Genomic DNA, 16,396 nt, shown 5'->3' on the forward strand with positions numbered 1-16,396 from the left:
CACAGCCCAAAGTGGCTGGCCGTATAAACGCAGCTGCTTTTAGATGCCGGTAGGAGCTTTTGTCAGCTTCTTTAGGGATTGTTTTAAGTGATGTAGAGAGGCCATTCTGAGAGAAAGCCTTGTAGTTAGAAAAAGAGATGAGAAAGCTAAGGCTCTTGCTGCTGTTGTAAGAGTTAGCTTTCTTTTTCTTTTTTGTGTGGCGCATTCAAGAGCTTGAAAACATTTACAATTCCCTCAGATCGGTTTTTTAAAAAAATTTGTGTTATACTGTTTTAGTTAAAACTATTTATGCTACAAGAGGAAAAAATGACAAAATTTAGAGAAGATATTCGTAACGTTGCTATTATTGCTCACGTTGACCATGGGAAAACAACGCTCGTTGATGAATTACTAAAGCAATCCCATACACTAGATGAGCGCAAAGAGCTTCAAGAGCGTGCGATGGATTCAAATGACCTTGAAAAAGAGCGTGGTATTACCATTCTTGCTAAAAATACCGCAGTAGCTTATAACGATGTTCGTATTAATATCATGGATACTCCTGGGCACGCTGACTTTGGCGGCGAGGTTGAGCGTATCATGAAAATGGTTGATGGTGTTGTCCTTGTTGTTGATGCTTACGAGGGAACCATGCCTCAAACACGCTTTGTGTTAAAGAAGGCCTTAGAACAAAACCTAACCCCAATTGTTGTGGTTAATAAGATCGATAAGCCATCAGCTCGTCCGGCTGAGGTTGTTGATGAGGTTCTTGAGCTTTTCATTGAGCTTGGTGCAGACGATGATCAGCTGGAATTCCCTGTTGTTTACGCTTCAGCGATCAATGGCACGTCTTCGTTATCAGACGATCCTGCTGACCAGGAAAAAACAATGGCTCCGATTTTTGATACCATTATCGATCACATTCCAGCACCTGTTGATAACTCGGCTGAGCCCCTTCAATTCCAGGTGTCACTTCTTGATTACAATGATTTTGTAGGTCGTATTGGGATTGGTCGTGTCTTTCGTGGGACTGTTAAGGTTGGAGATCAGGTGACGCTTTCAAAGCTTGATGGCACCACTAAAAATTTCCGCGTCACTAAGCTTTTTGGCTTCTTTGGACTTGAGCGCAAGGAAATTCAAGAGGCCAAGGCTGGTGATTTGATTGCTGTTTCTGGTATGGAGGACATTTTCGTTGGTGAGACGATTACGCCAACGGATTGTGTTGAGGCTTTGCCTGTTCTTCGTATTGATGAGCCGACACTTCAAATGACCTTCTTGGTTAACAACTCTCCCTTTGCTGGTCGTGAAGGTAAATGGGTAACTTCTCGAAAGGTTGAGGAGCGTTTGCTTGCAGAGCTTCAAACCGATGTGTCTCTTCGTGTTGAACCGACAGAATCACCAGATAAATGGATTGTATCAGGTCGTGGTGAGCTGCATCTATCTATTTTAATTGAGACCATGCGTCGTGAAGGGTATGAGCTTCAGGTATCGCGTCCAGAGGTTATCATTAAAGAAATTGACGGTGTCAAATGTGAGCCTTTTGAGCGTGTACAGATTGACACACCAGAGGAATATCAAGGTGCTATTATCCAATCCTTATCAGAGCGTAAGGGGGATATGCTTGATATGCAGATGGTTGGTAATGGTCAAACGCGTCTTATTTTTCTTATTCCTGCCCGCGGCTTGATTGGTTATTCAACTGAATTTTTATCAATGACACGTGGCTATGGTATCATGAATCATACCTTTGATCAGTATCTACCGGTGGTTGCTGGTGAGATTGGTGGACGTCATCGTGGAGCGCTGGTTTCGATTGAAAATGGTAAGGCAACAACCTACTCAATCATGCGTATTGAAGAGCGCGGAACAATCTTTGTTAACCCAGGAACTGAGGTTTATGAGGGCATGATTGTTGGTGAAAATTCTCGTGACAATGATCTTGGGGTTAATATCACAACTGCTAAGCAGATGACCAACGTTCGTTCAGCAACAAAGGATCAGACAGCTGTTATCAAAACACCACGTATTCTAACCCTTGAGGAATCTCTTGAATTCTTGAATGATGACGAATACATGGAGGTAACGCCAGAATCAATCCGCTTGCGCAAGCAAATTTTGAACAAAGCAGCGCGTGATAAAGCTAATAAAAAGAAAAAATCAGCAGAATAAAGGCTGATTAGTCTGAGAGTCACACTCCCTTGCCGCTTTAACTAGTAAGCTAGGTTGGCAGAGGATTGAAAGGAGCTTTCTGTGTTTTATCTTATTATTGCAGCCTTGATTACCTCTTATTACCTGTTTATGGCACCAAAGAGCGTCCGTAACACACTAGGTATGATTGGTTTGGTTGGTTTGGTTGCCCTATTGATTGTGCTAGCTGGCTTAAGCTTTATCAAAATCATGCAGACGCCAAAGGAGATTTTTGTTGGTCTAGCCATGATAGTATTGGGCTACTATGCCCTAAGAGACATTCAAAAAATCCCTAAAAAAACCAGAGAGTAATCATTAGCATCAAGCATTGAGTCAAATCTTAATAAGGTTTGACTTTTTCTGTCTTTGTAGTGGCCTTATGCGCTGCTATCTGTAAAATCTTGAAAAAGCAGTTAAATAAGGGTAAAATAGTAGTCAAATAGACATAGATAGTGTGGGTAAAAATGAAGACAATAATGGAATTCCAAAATAAAAAGGTATTGATCCTTGGCCTAGCCAAATCAGGCGAAGCAGCAGCTAGGCTTTTAGTCCGATTGGGCGCTATAGTGACAGTTAATGATAGCAAGCCCTTTGAGGAAAATCCAGCAGCACAGGCTCTTCTTGAGGAGGGCATAAGGGTTATTTGTGGTAGCCACCCCTTAGAGCTGTTAGATGAAGACTTTTATTGTATGGTTAAAAACCCAGGGATTCGCTATGACAACCCGATGGTGGTACGCGCCTTAGATAAGGCAATTTCTATTCTAACAGAGGTTGAGCTGGCTTATTTGGTATCTGAAGCACCTATCATTGGTATTACGGGCTCAAATGGTAAAACCACTACAACCACAATGATTGCTGATGTGCTAAATGTTGGGGACCAGTCAGCTCTTTTGGCTGGAAATATCGGCTTTCCTGCTTCAGAGGTGGCTCAAGCTGCTACAGCAAAGGATATACTGGTCATGGAATTGTCTTCCTTTCAGCTGCTGGGGACTGAGCAGTTTCAGCCACATATTGCAGTCATTACTAACCTAGTGCCTACTCATCTTGATTATCATGGGAGTTTTGAGGACTATATAGCAGCCAAGTGGCGCATTCAACATCGAATGACCGGCAAGGATTACCTTGTGTTAAATGCTGATCAAGAGCTGGTAAAATCATTGGCTCAAAAGACCAAAGCAAGCCCTGTCTTTTTTTCTACCAAAGAAAAGGTTGATGGTGCTTATTTGGCAGATGGGTATCTTTATTTCAAAGAGGAGAGGCTGATGTCAGCAGCTGAGCTTGGTGTTCCCGGAAGGCACAACATTGAAAATGCTCTTGCCACCATTGCTGTTGCAAAGCTAAGAGGCATTTCTAATCAAGTGATATCAAGGACTTTGTCTCACTTTAGGGGGGTGAAGCACCGCCTTCAGTTAGTTGGTACACTGAATCAAGTGACCTTCTACAATGACAGCAAGTCAACCAATATCTTGGCTTGTCAAAAAGCCTTGTCGGGCTTTGATAATAGCAGGGTTATCCTGATTGCTGGTGGCTTGGATCGTGGCAATGAATTTGATGAGCTGGTGCCAGACCTCGTTGGCCTTAAAAAGATGATTCTTTTAGGGGAATCCGCAGAGCGTATGAAGCGAGCTGCAGATAAGGCAGGAGTGTCCTATCTTGATGCCAAAGATGTTGCAGCTGCCACTAAAATAGCCTTTGAGCAGGCAAAGGCTGGTGATATTATCTTGCTGAGCCCAGCCAATGCTAGCTGGGATATGTATCCAAGCTTTGAAAGCCGCGGCGATGAGTTTTTAGCAGCCTATGATGCGTTAAAAGGAGAGGCTCAATGACCAAGAAAATCATTTTTACCGGTGGTGGTACAGCTGGTCATGTCACCTTAAACCTTATCCTCATACCGAAGTTTATCAAGGATGGCTGGGAGGTTCATTATATTGGTGATGACAATGGTATTGAGCATCAGGAGATCAAAAAATCAGGTCTTGATGTCACCTTTCATGCCATTGCAACTGGAAAATTAAGGCGTTATTTCTCTTGGCAAAACCTGCTTGATATCTTCAAGGTAGGCTTTGGTGTCATGCAATCACTTTTTATCATAGCTAGACTAAGGCCTAAGGCTCTCTTTTCAAAGGGAGGCTTTGTGTCGGTTCCTCCTGTGATTGCTGCAAGGCTTTTAGGGGTGCCGGTCTTTATTCATGAGTCGGATCTTTCTATGGGCTTGGCTAATAGGATTGCTTATCGGTTTGCAACAACGATGTATACAACCTTTGAGCAAGAGCAGACACTGGTAAAGCTCAAGCATGTCGGGGCAGTTACTAAGGTGACAGCTCCTAAGAGTCGATCAGTAGCTTCTAAGCAGCTTGCAGCTGTTTTGGAGTATTTTGATCCTAATTTAAAAACACTTTTGTTTATTGGAGGCTCCGCAGGGGCTAGGGTGTTTAACCGCTTTATCACTGACCATCCTGAGCTAAAGGAAGACTTTAATATCATCAATATCTCTGGCGATCCTAGCCTAAATGAGCTTAGTCGGCATCTTTACCGCGTGGATTATGTGACTGATCTGTATCAACCGCTCATGGAAATGGCTGATCTGGTAGTGACTCGCGGAGGCTCTAACACACTTTTTGAATTATTAGCGATGAGAAAGCTCCAGCTGATTATCCCACTTGGTAAAGAAGCCAGTCGAGGTGATCAGCTTGAAAATGCTCATTATTTTACAACAAGGGGCTATGCTGAGCAATTATTGGAACAGGAATTGACTCTGCCTCATTTTCAAGAGAAGGTGAGAGAAGTCTTTGCTAAGCAATCGGACTATTTATCTGCAATGACGAGCTCCAGTGAGCTCCAATCACCAGAAAGCTTTTATCAGCTTTTAAGTGCCGACATTAGCTCCGCGACAAAGGAAAATTAAATGGCAGATAAGACAAAACATTCAGAAGAAAAAGCCGCTTTGACCGAATGGCAAAAGCGTAATATTGAATTTCTCAACAAGAAGAAGCAGCAGGCTGAGAAAGACAAAAAACTAAAAGAAAAATTATTAAACGAGAAAATAGCGCAAGCTCAGAGAGAGGCAGCTTCAAAGGCTGACCAAGAAGATACAGATGAAGCTGAGGAGAAAACTGAGGTAAGCCAAGCGGGTACTGATGAGGGTGAGCAGCTGCCAGAAGCATCAGAGCAGGAAGTCCCCTCCCAAAAAGACAAGCCATTAAAGGTTCCAAAAGAAAAAAGTCCAAGGCAGCAGGCTCTTCAAAAGGGCTGGCCAGTGTTACTGGTGTCGTTTGTGGTTTTGTGCCTGTCGATTTTTATGATCACACCCTATAGTAAGGTCAAGGATTTCTCCGTCAAGGGCAATAAAAAAACAAGCGTTGAGGACCTAGTCAGAGACAGTGGGATCAAGTCATCTGACTATTGGATCACTCTATTAGCCTCTCCGGGTTCTTATGAAAATGCGGTTTTAAAAGCCAATCCCTGGGTGAAAAAGGTGGCTTTGCGTTACGGCTTTCCCAATCATTTCCGCTTTGATGTGACAGAGTTTGATATTATTGCCTACGCTCAGGTAGCTGAAGGGTTTCAACCGATCCTAGAAAATGGCAAGCGAGTTGCTGCTGTCAAGCAGGCTGCTTTGCCTAAATCCTTTTTGATTTTAAATCTTGAGCATGAAAAAGAGATTCAAGATGTCATTAATCGCTTGACCAAAATTCCAAGTGACCTAGTCAAGGCTATCAAATCAGTGTCATCGGCCAATTCACAGACAACTAAGGATTTGCTGCTTCTTGAAATGCACGATGGCAACCTTATCAGGGTACCTCGGTCACAGCTTGAGCTAAAGCTACCTTATTACCAAAAAATCAAGAAGAATCTTGACACTGCTAGCATTGTTGATATGGAGGTTGGTATCTATACGACCACTGCTGAAATTGAAAACATGCCTGAGGTGCCAGCGTCTGCTCAAGTTACTCAGGCAGATAAGCCTGGTGAGGCTTCACCAGAGCAGGGTGAAGAGCAGGCCACACAGGAGCAGCCTAGCCCTGAAACACCTGCTAATCCTGAGGCCACAAATCCCTCAGTCGCCCAGCCTACTGAGCAGGCAAATCAACAGTAATCGTTTAGGGTAAGAGAAGGGGGCAAAAAAGCATTTAAGGCTCTTAAATTAGGCCCTTGTTGAACGGCAAAAAAACATTAAGTTTATATAACAAAAAACGTAAAATGGTAACATTTTACGTTTTTTTATGATATAATATTCCCTGAATAATTCTGCTTTTTAGCAGTGTTTTTGAATAGTAAAAGTTTGGAAAGTAAGTGAGGTCGAGTGAATGGCTAGAAATGGCTTTTTTACTGGTTTGGACATTGGAACAAGCTCGATAAAGGTTTTGGTAGCAGAGTTTATCTCTGGTGAGATGAATGTTATTGGTGTGAGCAATGTTCCGAGTACTGGCGTAAAAGATGGCATAATCATTGATATAGAGGCAGCAGCCGCTGCTATTAAAACTGCAGTAGAACAAGCTGAAGAAAAAGCAGGAATGACAATTGAAAGGGTCAATGTTGGGCTGCCAGCAAACCTCCTTCAAATTGAGCCGACACAAGGCATGATTCCTGTTCCTAGCGAATCAAAAGAAATCAAAGATGAAGATGTTGATAGCGTTGTTAAGTCAGCACTAACCAAGAGCATTACGCCAGAGCGAGAGGTGATTTCCTTAGTCCCTGAAGAGTTTATTGTAGACGGCTTTCAGGGCATTCGAGATCCTCGTGGCATGATGGGGATCAGGCTTGAAATGCGCGGTCTGATTTACACTGGACCAAGTACAATCCTGCATAACTTAAGAAAGACAGTTGAGCGTGCTGGGATTAAGGTTGAAAACATCATCATTTCTCCTTTGGCAATGGCTAAGGCGGTGTTAAATGAAGGTGAACGTGAATTTGGTGCTACGGTCATTGATATGGGGGGAGGACAAACCACTGTTGCCTCAATGCGAGCACAAGAATTACAATACACCAATATCTATGCAGAGGGCGGCGAGTATATCACAAAGGATATCTCTAAGGTTCTTAAAACGTCAATGTCAATTGCAGAGGCCTTGAAGTACAATTTTGGGCAGGCTGATATGGCAGAGGCGAGTCTGACTGATACCGTTAAGGTTGATGTTGTTGGCAGTGATGAGCCCGTTGAGGTAACAGAGCGTTACTTATCAGAGATTATCTCGGCTCGTGTTCGCCATATTCTAGATCGCGTTAAGCAGGATTTAGAAAGAGGACGCCTGCTTGATTTACCTGGTGGCATTGTGCTGATAGGTGGCGGCGCCATTATGCCGGGCGTGGTTGAGGTTGCTCAAGAGATTTTTGGAACCAATGTTAAGCTTCATATCCCAAATCAGGTTGGTATTCGTAACCCGATGTTTGCCAATGTCATTAGCTTGGTCGAGTACGTTGGTATGATGTCAGAGGTGGACGTTTTAGCGCAAAATGCTGTATCAGGCGAGGAATTGCTAAGACGTAAGCCGATTGACTTTACTGGCCAAGAAGCTTACTTACCAGACTACAATGAAGCTAGAGGGTTTGAGCCGGCTCCTAATTATGAGCAGCAAGTGCCCCAAGCAGACTACGAGCCTCAAGAACCCGCTGAACCAAAGCAAAAGATTTCAGAGCGTGTTCGTGGCATTTTTGGAAGTATGTTTGATTAAAAGTAATAAAGTGAGGAAATAAAATGGCATTTTCATTTGATACGGCATCCATTCAAGGTGCAATCATTAAGGTAATCGGTGTTGGTGGAGGTGGCGGAAACGCTATTAACCGCATGATTGATGAGGGGGTTGCAGGTGTTGAGTTTATCGCTGCAAACACTGATATTCAGGCATTAAGCTCATCAAAAGCAGAAACAGTTGTTCAGCTTGGTCCTAAATTAACTCGTGGTCTTGGTGCTGGAGGTCAGCCTGAGGTTGGTCGTAAGGCAGCAGAGGAAAGCGAAGAGGTTCTCACAGAAGCTCTGACTGGCGCTGATATGGTCTTTATCACTGCTGGTATGGGTGGAGGCTCAGGAACAGGAGCAGCTCCAGTAATTGCTCGTATTGCTAAGAGCTTAGGAGCTTTGACTGTGGCAGTTGTGACACGTCCATTTGGTTTTGAAGGCAACAAGCGCAGTAATTTTGCCATTGAGGGGATTCAGGAGCTAAGAGAGCAGGTTGATACCTTATTGATTATTTCAAATAATAACTTGCTTGAAATTGTTGACAAAAAGACACCATTGCTTGAAGCGCTTAGCGAAGCAGACAATGTTTTGCGTCAGGGTGTACAAGGGATTACTGATCTGATTACAAGCCCTGGCTTGATTAATCTTGACTTTGCCGATGTTAAGACTGTGATGGCAAATAAAGGCAATGCACTTATGGGGATCGGTATTGGTTCTGGTGAGGAACGTATTGTAGAGGCAGCTCGTAAGGCTATCTACTCACCATTACTTGAAACAACAATTGACGGTGCTGAAGATGTTATCGTTAACGTGACAGGTGGACTTGATATGACCCTCACAGAGGCTGAGGAGGCATCTGAAATTGTTGGTCAGGCAGCAGGTCAAGGCGTTAACATCTGGCTAGGAACATCTATTGATGACTCTATGAGAGATGAAATTCGCGTAACAGTTGTTGCAACAGGTGTTCGTCAGGATAAGGCGGAGCAAGCCTCAGGATTTCGTCAGCCACGCACCTACACTCAATCTAACGCTCAGCAGGCTGCTGGAGCACAATATGCTTCAGAGCAGGTGAGACAGACTGCACAGCCAAGCTTTGATCGTCGTTCATCAAGCTTTGATTTTGATATGGGTGAAACACGTGAGATGCCTAAGTCTCAGCAAGCTATGCCAGCTCATGGGCACAACCACAATCAGAGCTCAGCTTTTGGAAACTGGGACCTACGTCGAGACAATATTGCTCGTCCAGCAGAAGGTGAGCTTGACAATCAATTGAACATGTCAACCTTCTCATCAAATGATGACATTGATGATGAATTAGAAACACCACCATTTTTCAAAAATCGTTAATGATGGATTTACAAAAAAATAAGGATATTGTTTTTGAAAATATTCGCTTAGCCACTCAGGCAGCCAACCGGCCTGAAAACAGTGTGTCAGTTATCGCTGTCACAAAATATGTGGACAAGGCAGTTGCAGGTCAGCTGATTGATATGGGGATTGAGCATATCGCTGAGAACCGTATTGATAAGTTTCTAGATAAATATGAAGCCTTGAAAGATAGGCAAGTTACTTGGCATTTTATCGGTACTTTACAGCGTCGAAAGGTAAAGGAAGTGATTAATAAGGTTGATTATTTTCATGCCTTAGATTCAGTAAAGCTGGCTTTAGAAATTGAAAAGAGAGCTGACCACCCTGTGAAGTGTTTTCTACAAGTTAATATTTCTGAAGAAGAAAGCAAGCATGGTTTTAAGATTGCTGAGCTTGATGCTGCTATTGAGGAAATCAGCAAGGTGGAAAAGCTTCATCTTGTCGGTATCATGACAATGGCACCTATTGATGCCAGTCAGCAAGAGCTTAGAAGCATTTTCCAAAAAGCAAATCAATTAAGAAAAAACTTGCAGTCAAAAAAGAGAAAGAATATGCCGTTTACAGAATTGAGTATGGGCATGAGTAACGATTATCCAATTGCTATTCAAGAAGGCTCAACCTTTGTTCGTATTGGAACATCTTTCTTTCACTAAATGGAGAATAAGATGGCAATTAAAGACGCATTTAATAAGATGATTTCTTATTTTGATACTGATGGGGTCAGTGAAGTAGAAGAGGAGCTATCCTCTAAAAAGCAAGAAGAGCCAGTGACTAAATCACAACAGACTAGCAGACCTAATCAGCAGCAACAAGCAGCTAGAGCGAGTCAGCCCCAGCAGCCTAAGCAGGCTAGACCTCAGATGCAAGCTCAGCAAAGACCACAGTCACAATCAAGAGCTGCCTATGCTGAGCGACCATATCAAGGTCAAAGTCAAGCACGTGTTTCTCATGACTACAATGACAGAAGGGCGACGTCAGCCCCGTCTGCTTCTAGTCGTCGTGAGCAATATCAGCATGCTGCTCATCAAGAGCAAACAACTATTGCCTTGAAGTATCCTCGTAAGTATGAGGACGCCCAAGAAATTGTTGATCTTTTGATTGTTAATGAGTGTGTGCTGATCGATTTTCAATACATGCTAGATGCTCAGGCAAGGCGTTGCCTAGATTTTATTGACGGTGCTAGTAAGGTATTGTATGGTACTCTGCAAAGGGTTGGTTCTTCCATGTATCTGTTGACCCCATCAAATGTATCTGTTAATATTGAAGAGATGAATATCCCAAATAATGGCCAAGATATTGGTTTTGATTTTGATATGAAGAGACGCTAGTGTGATGATTTTTATACTGTTGATACTTCTAAAGCTAATTAAGGTTTATTCCTATTTGCTGCTAGCCTATGCCTTACTGTCTTGGTTTCCTGGAGCCTACGACTCTTGGCTTGGCAGGCTGGTCAGCGATATAGTAGAGCCTATCTTAAAACCCTTTAGATCATTGAACCTGCAGTTTGCGGGCTTGGACTTTACTATTTACCTAGTGATGATTGGTCTAAATGTTTTAAGTGAGATCTTGATAAGAGTGTTGATCTCATGACTGTTCAAACAATGCTTTATCAGCATTTTCAGCCTGATGAACACCCATTTATTGAAAGAATGCTTGACTTGATCGCTCGTGTTGAGGCTAATTATCTATTAGAGGTTACTGATTTTTTAAATCCGCGAGAGGTCACGATTTTAAAAGGCTTAGTCGCAGCAACCAATCTGCAGTGCTTTAGCTCTACTGATTATTATCCTAGTGAATATGGTCGTGTGATTGTTGCTCCTGACTATTATTGTCTAGATAAGGCAGATTTTGATTTGGCTTTGATTGAGGTGACCTATAATGCTAAGTTTAATCAGCTGACACATGCACAGATTTTAGGTACCTTAATTAATGAATTGGGAATCAAAAGAGCCTTACTTGGCGATATTTTTGTTGAGATAGGTCATGCTCAGGTCATGATTAATCGACAGCTGTTAAGCTATTGTTTAGGAACGATTGCTAAAATAGTAAAAGCTAGGGTCAAGCTCAAAGAAATTGATCTTGATCAGCTGTTAAATCTGACAGCTAATCAGCAGGTTCTGACTGATATAATGGTATCTAGTCTACGCGTTGATCGCTTGATTGCTACCGTATTAAAGCAATCTAGAAATCAGGCGATAAGGCTTGTTGAAGCAGGCAAGGTCAAGGTTAACTATCAGCTTGTCACTAAAGCCTCTCAGCCTGTAGCTGTTGGTGATTTAATCAGCATTCGTGGCTACGGTAGGTTTAGCATACTAACAGACAATGGCTTCACAAAAAATGGGAAATATAAGCTAACACTTAGCAAAATGATGCGTAAATAAGGAGATATAATGGCACTTACAGCACTAGAAATTAAAGATAAAACGTTTAAGACAAAGTTTCGTGGCTACAGTGAAGAGGAAGTAAATGAATTTCTTGAGATTGTTGTAGACGATTATGAGGCTTTGGTTCGCAAAAATCGTGATAATGAAGCTAAGATAAGAGAGCTTGAAGAAAAGCTGTCTTACTTTGATGAGATGAAGGAATCATTGAGTCAATCTGTTATCCTAGCCCAGGAAACAGCTGAAAAAGTGAAATCCTCAGCAAATGCTGAAGCAACCAATTTGGTCAGCAAGGCAACCTATGATGCTCAGCATTTACTTGATGAGTCAAAAGCAAAGGCTAACCAACTGTTGCGCGACGCAACAGATGAAGCAAAGCGCGTTGCTATTGAGACAGAGGAATTAAAGCGCCAGACACGCGTTTTCCATCAGCGCTTGGTTTCAGCTATTGAGTCACAGCTAAGCTTATCCAATTCGCCTGAGTGGGACGAATTGTTGCAGCCAACAGCTGTCTACCTTCAAAACTCTGATGCAGCCTTTAAAGAGGTGGTTAAAACTGTCCTTAATGAAGATATTCCTGAGGCTGATGACAGCAATTCCTTTGATGCAACACGTCAGTTTACACCAGAGGAGCTAGAGGAGCTGCAACGTCATGTTGAAGAAAGCAATAAGGAGCTAGAAGCCTATCAGGTGCAGCGAGAAGAGCAAGCTAGCGAGCCTGAAGTGAACCTAAGCGAGACACAGACCTTTAAATTGAATATTTAATCATAAGAAAAACAGGATTGAATGCCCAAAATCACAGCAAGTAGGAGATGATGAGAGTCCTATATTCCCTGAGCATGACAATTATCATTTTCTTCAATCATCACTGAATGACAGTAAGTGACGAGGGAGGCTCACCTTACGAGCAAAGAGGGAACAGCAAAAGGGATTTTACTGTTCTGAATTAAGGTGGTACCACGAGCTTTCGTCCTTTTTGAGACGGGGCTTTTTTTGTAATTCTGATAAGATATTGACTAAAAGGAGTTTGACAAGATGAAATTAAAAGAAACACTTAACTTAGGCAAAACGGCCTTTCCAATGCGTGCCGGTCTACCCAACAAGGAGCCACAATGGCAAAAGGCTTGGGACGAGGCTGAGATTTACAAAAAACGTCAAGCCTTAAATGAAGGCAAGCCTGCCTTTCACCTGCACGATGGGCCTCCCTATGCAAATGGTAATATCCATGTCGGACATGCGCTGAATAAAATTTCAAAAGACATTATTGTACGTGCCAAATCTATGTCAGGCTATCAAGCGCCTTTTGTTCCAGGTTGGGATACTCATGGCCTTCCTATTGAGCAGGTCTTGGCTAAGCAGGGGGTTAAGCGTAAAGAGATGGATCTGGCTGACTATCTTGACATGTGTCGTCAGTACGCGTTAAGTCAGGTTGATAAGCAAAGAGACGACTTTAAGCGTCTCGGTGTATCTGCTGATTGGGACAATCCTTATGTTACCTTAGATCCAAGCTTTGAAGCCGATCAAATTCGTGTCTTTGGTGCGATGGCTGATAAGGGCTACATTTATCGTGGGGCAAAGCCTGTGTATTGGTCATGGTCCTCTGAATCTGCTCTTGCTGAGGCAGAAATCGAATACCATGATATTGATTCTACATCGCTTTACTATGCTAATAGGGTTAAAGATGGTAAGGGAATCCTTGATACTGACACCTATGTTGTGGTTTGGACGACCACACCATTTACGGTAACAGCTTCTCGTGGTCTAACAGTTGGACCTGATATGGATTATGTGGTTGTTAGACCTGCAGGTTCAGACCGTAACTATGTGGTGGCAGAAGGACTGCTAGACAGTCTGGCTGCTAAGTTTGCTTGGGAATCATTTGAGATTTTGGCCAATCATAAGGGCTCTGACTTGGAATACATTGTAACCGAGCACCCTTGGGACAGTGAGGTTGATGAGCTAGTCATTCTTGGCGATCATGTGACGCTAGATTCAGGTACAGGTATCGTTCATACAGCACCTGGCTTTGGTGAAGATGACTACAACGTTGGTATGACATATGGACTTGAGGTTGCAGTTACAGTTGATGAGCGTGGTTTGATGATGGAAAATGCAGGTTCTGATTTTCATGGTCAATTTTATGGCAAGGTAACTCCGATTGTTATTGAAAAGCTTGGAGACCTATTGCTTGCTCAAGAAGTGATCAACCACTCCTATCCATTTGATTGGCGCACGAAAAAACCAATTATTTGGCGGGCTGTTCCTCAGTGGTTTGCTTCTGTGTCTGACTTCCGTCAAGAGATTCTAGATGAGATTGACAAAACAACATTCCACCCGACATGGGGAAAGACACGACTCTACAATATGATTCGTGATCGTGGCGATTGGGTGATCTCTCGTCAGCGTGCTTGGGGTGTTCCACTGCCTATTTTCTATGCAGAGGACGGCACAGCCATTATGACTAAGGAGGTAACTGATCACGTCGCAGATCTGTTCCAAGAGCATGGGTCCATTATTTGGTGGCAAAAAGAGGCTAAGGAGCTTTTACCTGAAGGCTTCACACACCCAGGCTCTCCAAATGGGGTATTTACCAAAGAGACAGATATCATGGACGTCTGGTTTGATTCAGGGTCTTCTTGGAATGGTGTGATGAATGCTCGTGATCATCTTGCTTATCCAGCTGACCTCTACCTTGAGGGCTCCGATCAATATCGTGGCTGGTTCAACTCATCACTGATTACCTCAGTTGCGGTTAATGGTCATGCACCGTATAAGGCTATCCTATCACAGGGCTTTGTCCTTGATGGTAAGGGTGAAAAAATGTCTAAATCTAAAGGAAATATCATTTCACCTAATGATGTTGCTAAGCAATATGGTGCTGATATTCTCCGTCTCTGGGTAGCTTCTGTTGATACAGATAATGATGTGCGTGTGTCAATGGATATCCTAGGACAGGTCTCTGAAACCTATCGTAAAATCCGTAACACGCTTCGCTTCTTGCTTGCTAATACATCAGACTTCAATCCACATACAGATAAGGTGGCTTATGCTGAGCTTGCTACTGTTGATAAGTACATGACCATCAAGTTTAACAAGCTAGTAGGAGCTATCAACGCTGCCTATGAGCGTTATGACTTCATGACGATTTACAAGGCTGTGGTTAACTTTGTAACGGTTGACTTATCTGCTTTCTACCTTGATTTTGCCAAGGATGTGGTTTACATTGAGGCTGCTAACAGCCTGGCACGTCGTCGTATGCAGACTGTCTTTTATGATATTTTGGTTAATATCACTAAGCTATTGACTCCGATCCTTCCGCATACGGCAGAGGAAATCTGGTCATATTTAGAGCATGAGCCAGAAGACTTTGTACAGCTATCAGAGCTGCCACAGGCTCAGACTTTTGATAATCAAGATACTATTCTAGAGGAATGGGAAGCCTTTATGACGCTTCGGGCACAGGCGCAAAAGGCTTTGGAGGAAGCGCGTCATGACAAGATTATTGGTAAGTCCTTAGAAGCTCATCTGACAATTTATGCAAGTCCAGAGGTTAAGACACTGTTGACAGCTCTAGATAGCGATATTGCACTGCTATTGATTGTCTCTCAGCTAACCATTAGTGAGGAGCCAGCTCCTGAGAATGCTGTCAGCTTTGATGATGTTGCCTTTACGGTAGCTCGTGCGCAAGGAGAGGTTTGTGAGCGGTCACGTCGTATTGATCCAACAACCAGAATGCGGTCTTATAATGCCTTTGTTTGTGATCATAGTGCCAAAATTATTGAAGAAAACTTCCCAGAAGCAGTAGCAGAAGGCTTTGACTCAGCTGCTAATTAAGCAGTCAGAATTAATAGTAATCATAAGTTTTTATTGGGAGTCTGGATGATGTTTATCCAGGCTCTTTTAATATTGTCTCGTCAAGCACCTGATTGTCAGCTTTATCAAAAAAGAAAGCATAGATAAGCATGAGACAGGCTGGTGTGATAAGCTTTCCTGAAATCTGGGCTCAGTTAGTCGCCACGACAGCCGCATGAAAGATGTTTAGCAAGAAAAGAAGGCTTTGCTGTATTTCATGTTCCGCTATTTCAAGCATATGTCTTATTTTGTATAGGAAAAAGGTTGAAAGGATCTGCTTTACTCTATATTATTATTCGGAAATAACTGTTTCGTGCATTTGGCATGGCTTACCTGCTGACCTTTGTTGACAGGTGCCCTTTAGCCCTATCTAATGTCTAGAGCAGTCTTATGAATCCAGCTTCAAAAAAGAAGCAAAGATAGCCTCACATTAGTTCTATAATGTGAGGCTATCTTTGCTTGTGGTTGTTTGGTTTGAAGCGTTAGCTATGCTGTCAAGAGATAAAAAAGCCCAGACCGCTCTCGTGTGGTCTAGACCTCAGGCTCCGAAAAAGGCTGCTTTTATGGGCTTGTACAGACAGCAAGAGCAGCCAGCTTTGACATATGATATGACAGCTAAGGCTTGATCGCAACAGAAGGCTATACAGAGGTTTGGAAGGAAATTTCAATCAAGTTATTGGTGTGCAGGGTTTTGGAGTGACCTGGAATTACAATTGATTGATCAATTTTACGCTTTAAGAAAAACTCACGAATCACCTCAAGCTCGTCCTCTTTGATAGCACGATATTTATTTGAAATGAGCAGCTCATAATGCTTAGGTGCTTGGGTAAAGATGACGTCAGTATTGCCAGCTGAGTACACCTCAACGAGGTGAGCATCTGTATTTTGCAGCTGATTTCTGACAAGCTCGGGGTGACTGCTGGTGGTATTAATAAGTCTCATAAATCTTCTC

Annotated in this window: 14 protein-coding genes; 13 read left to right on the forward strand and 1 reads right to left on the reverse strand. The window is 42.8% G+C overall.

The annotated features are described in order from the left end of the window. The first annotated feature begins 306 nt into the window (after positions 1–306). From typA to ileS, 13 genes are all read left to right on the forward strand, one after another. A complete protein-coding gene (gene typA / locus I2432_RS03110; protein ID WP_012678311.1) occupies positions 307–2,148 on the forward strand; it encodes a translational GTPase TypA in 1,842 nt (613 codons plus the stop codon). An 81-nt stretch (positions 2,149–2,229) separates the two neighbouring features. Then, complete coding sequence (locus I2432_RS03115) at positions 2,230–2,478, forward strand: DUF3165 family protein (RefSeq protein WP_012515235.1); 249 nt, start codon at positions 2,230–2,232, stop codon at positions 2,476–2,478. Positions 2,479–2,630: 152 nt separating this feature from the next. Next, on the forward strand, positions 2,631–3,992 hold the full coding sequence (murD, locus tag I2432_RS03120) for a UDP-N-acetylmuramoyl-L-alanine--D-glutamate ligase (RefSeq protein WP_206156362.1): 1,362 nt from the start codon (positions 2,631–2,633) through the stop codon (positions 3,990–3,992). Further along, complete coding sequence (locus I2432_RS03125; RefSeq protein WP_206156361.1) at positions 3,989–5,071, forward strand: UDP-N-acetylglucosamine--N-acetylmuramyl-(pentapeptide) pyrophosphoryl-undecaprenol N-acetylglucosamine transferase; 1,083 nt, start codon at positions 3,989–3,991, stop codon at positions 5,069–5,071. The genes murD and I2432_RS03125 overlap by 4 nt, the downstream gene beginning before the upstream one ends. Then, positions 5,072–6,262 carry a cell division protein FtsQ/DivIB gene (locus I2432_RS03130; protein WP_206156360.1) on the forward strand — a complete coding sequence of 397 codons (1,191 nt, stop codon included), beginning with the start codon at positions 5,072–5,074 and terminating at the stop codon, positions 6,260–6,262. A 211-nt stretch (positions 6,263–6,473) separates the two neighbouring features. After that, positions 6,474–7,838: a cell division protein FtsA gene (ftsA, locus tag I2432_RS03135; protein ID WP_012678306.1), complete on the forward strand. Its 1,365-nt coding sequence runs from the start codon at positions 6,474–6,476 to the stop codon at positions 7,836–7,838. 23 nt (positions 7,839–7,861) lie between these two features. Continuing rightward, complete coding sequence (gene ftsZ, locus I2432_RS03140; protein ID WP_206156359.1) at positions 7,862–9,190, forward strand: cell division protein FtsZ; 1,329 nt, start codon at positions 7,862–7,864, stop codon at positions 9,188–9,190. Between the two features lie 2 nt (positions 9,191–9,192). After that, entirely contained in the window at positions 9,193–9,864 is a 672-nt protein-coding gene (locus tag I2432_RS03145) for a YggS family pyridoxal phosphate-dependent enzyme (protein ID WP_012678304.1), read from the forward strand. 12 nt (positions 9,865–9,876) lie between these two features. Continuing rightward, on the forward strand, positions 9,877–10,539 hold the full coding sequence (locus I2432_RS03150) for a cell division protein SepF (protein ID WP_012678303.1): 663 nt from the start codon (positions 9,877–9,879) through the stop codon (positions 10,537–10,539). Positions 10,540–10,543: 4 nt separating this feature from the next. Further along, entirely contained in the window at positions 10,544–10,801 is a 258-nt protein-coding gene (locus tag I2432_RS03155) for a YggT family protein (protein WP_014622505.1), read from the forward strand. Then, a complete protein-coding gene (locus I2432_RS03160) occupies positions 10,798–11,592 on the forward strand; it encodes a YlmH family RNA-binding protein (RefSeq protein WP_206158978.1) in 795 nt (264 codons plus the stop codon). The genes I2432_RS03155 and I2432_RS03160 overlap by 4 nt, the downstream gene beginning before the upstream one ends. Positions 11,593–11,601: 9 nt before the next feature. Then, positions 11,602–12,357 carry a DivIVA domain-containing protein gene (locus I2432_RS03165; RefSeq protein WP_206158979.1) on the forward strand — a complete coding sequence of 252 codons (756 nt, stop codon included), beginning with the start codon at positions 11,602–11,604 and terminating at the stop codon, positions 12,355–12,357. Between the two features lie 270 nt (positions 12,358–12,627). Continuing rightward, positions 12,628–15,426: an isoleucine--tRNA ligase gene (gene ileS / locus I2432_RS03170; protein ID WP_206156358.1), complete on the forward strand. Its 2,799-nt coding sequence runs from the start codon at positions 12,628–12,630 to the stop codon at positions 15,424–15,426. A 657-nt stretch (positions 15,427–16,083) separates the two neighbouring features. On the opposite strand, the gene I2432_RS03175 is transcribed toward ileS, so the two are convergent. Next, entirely contained in the window at positions 16,084–16,386 is a 303-nt protein-coding gene (locus I2432_RS03175; RefSeq protein WP_012515246.1) for a DUF1827 family protein, read from the reverse strand. Positions 16,387–16,396 lie beyond the last annotated feature (10 nt).

The sequence above is a fragment of the Streptococcus equi subsp. zooepidemicus genome (genome assembly GCF_015689395.1).
GTDB classification, from domain to species: domain Bacteria; phylum Bacillota; class Bacilli; order Lactobacillales; family Streptococcaceae; genus Streptococcus; species Streptococcus equi.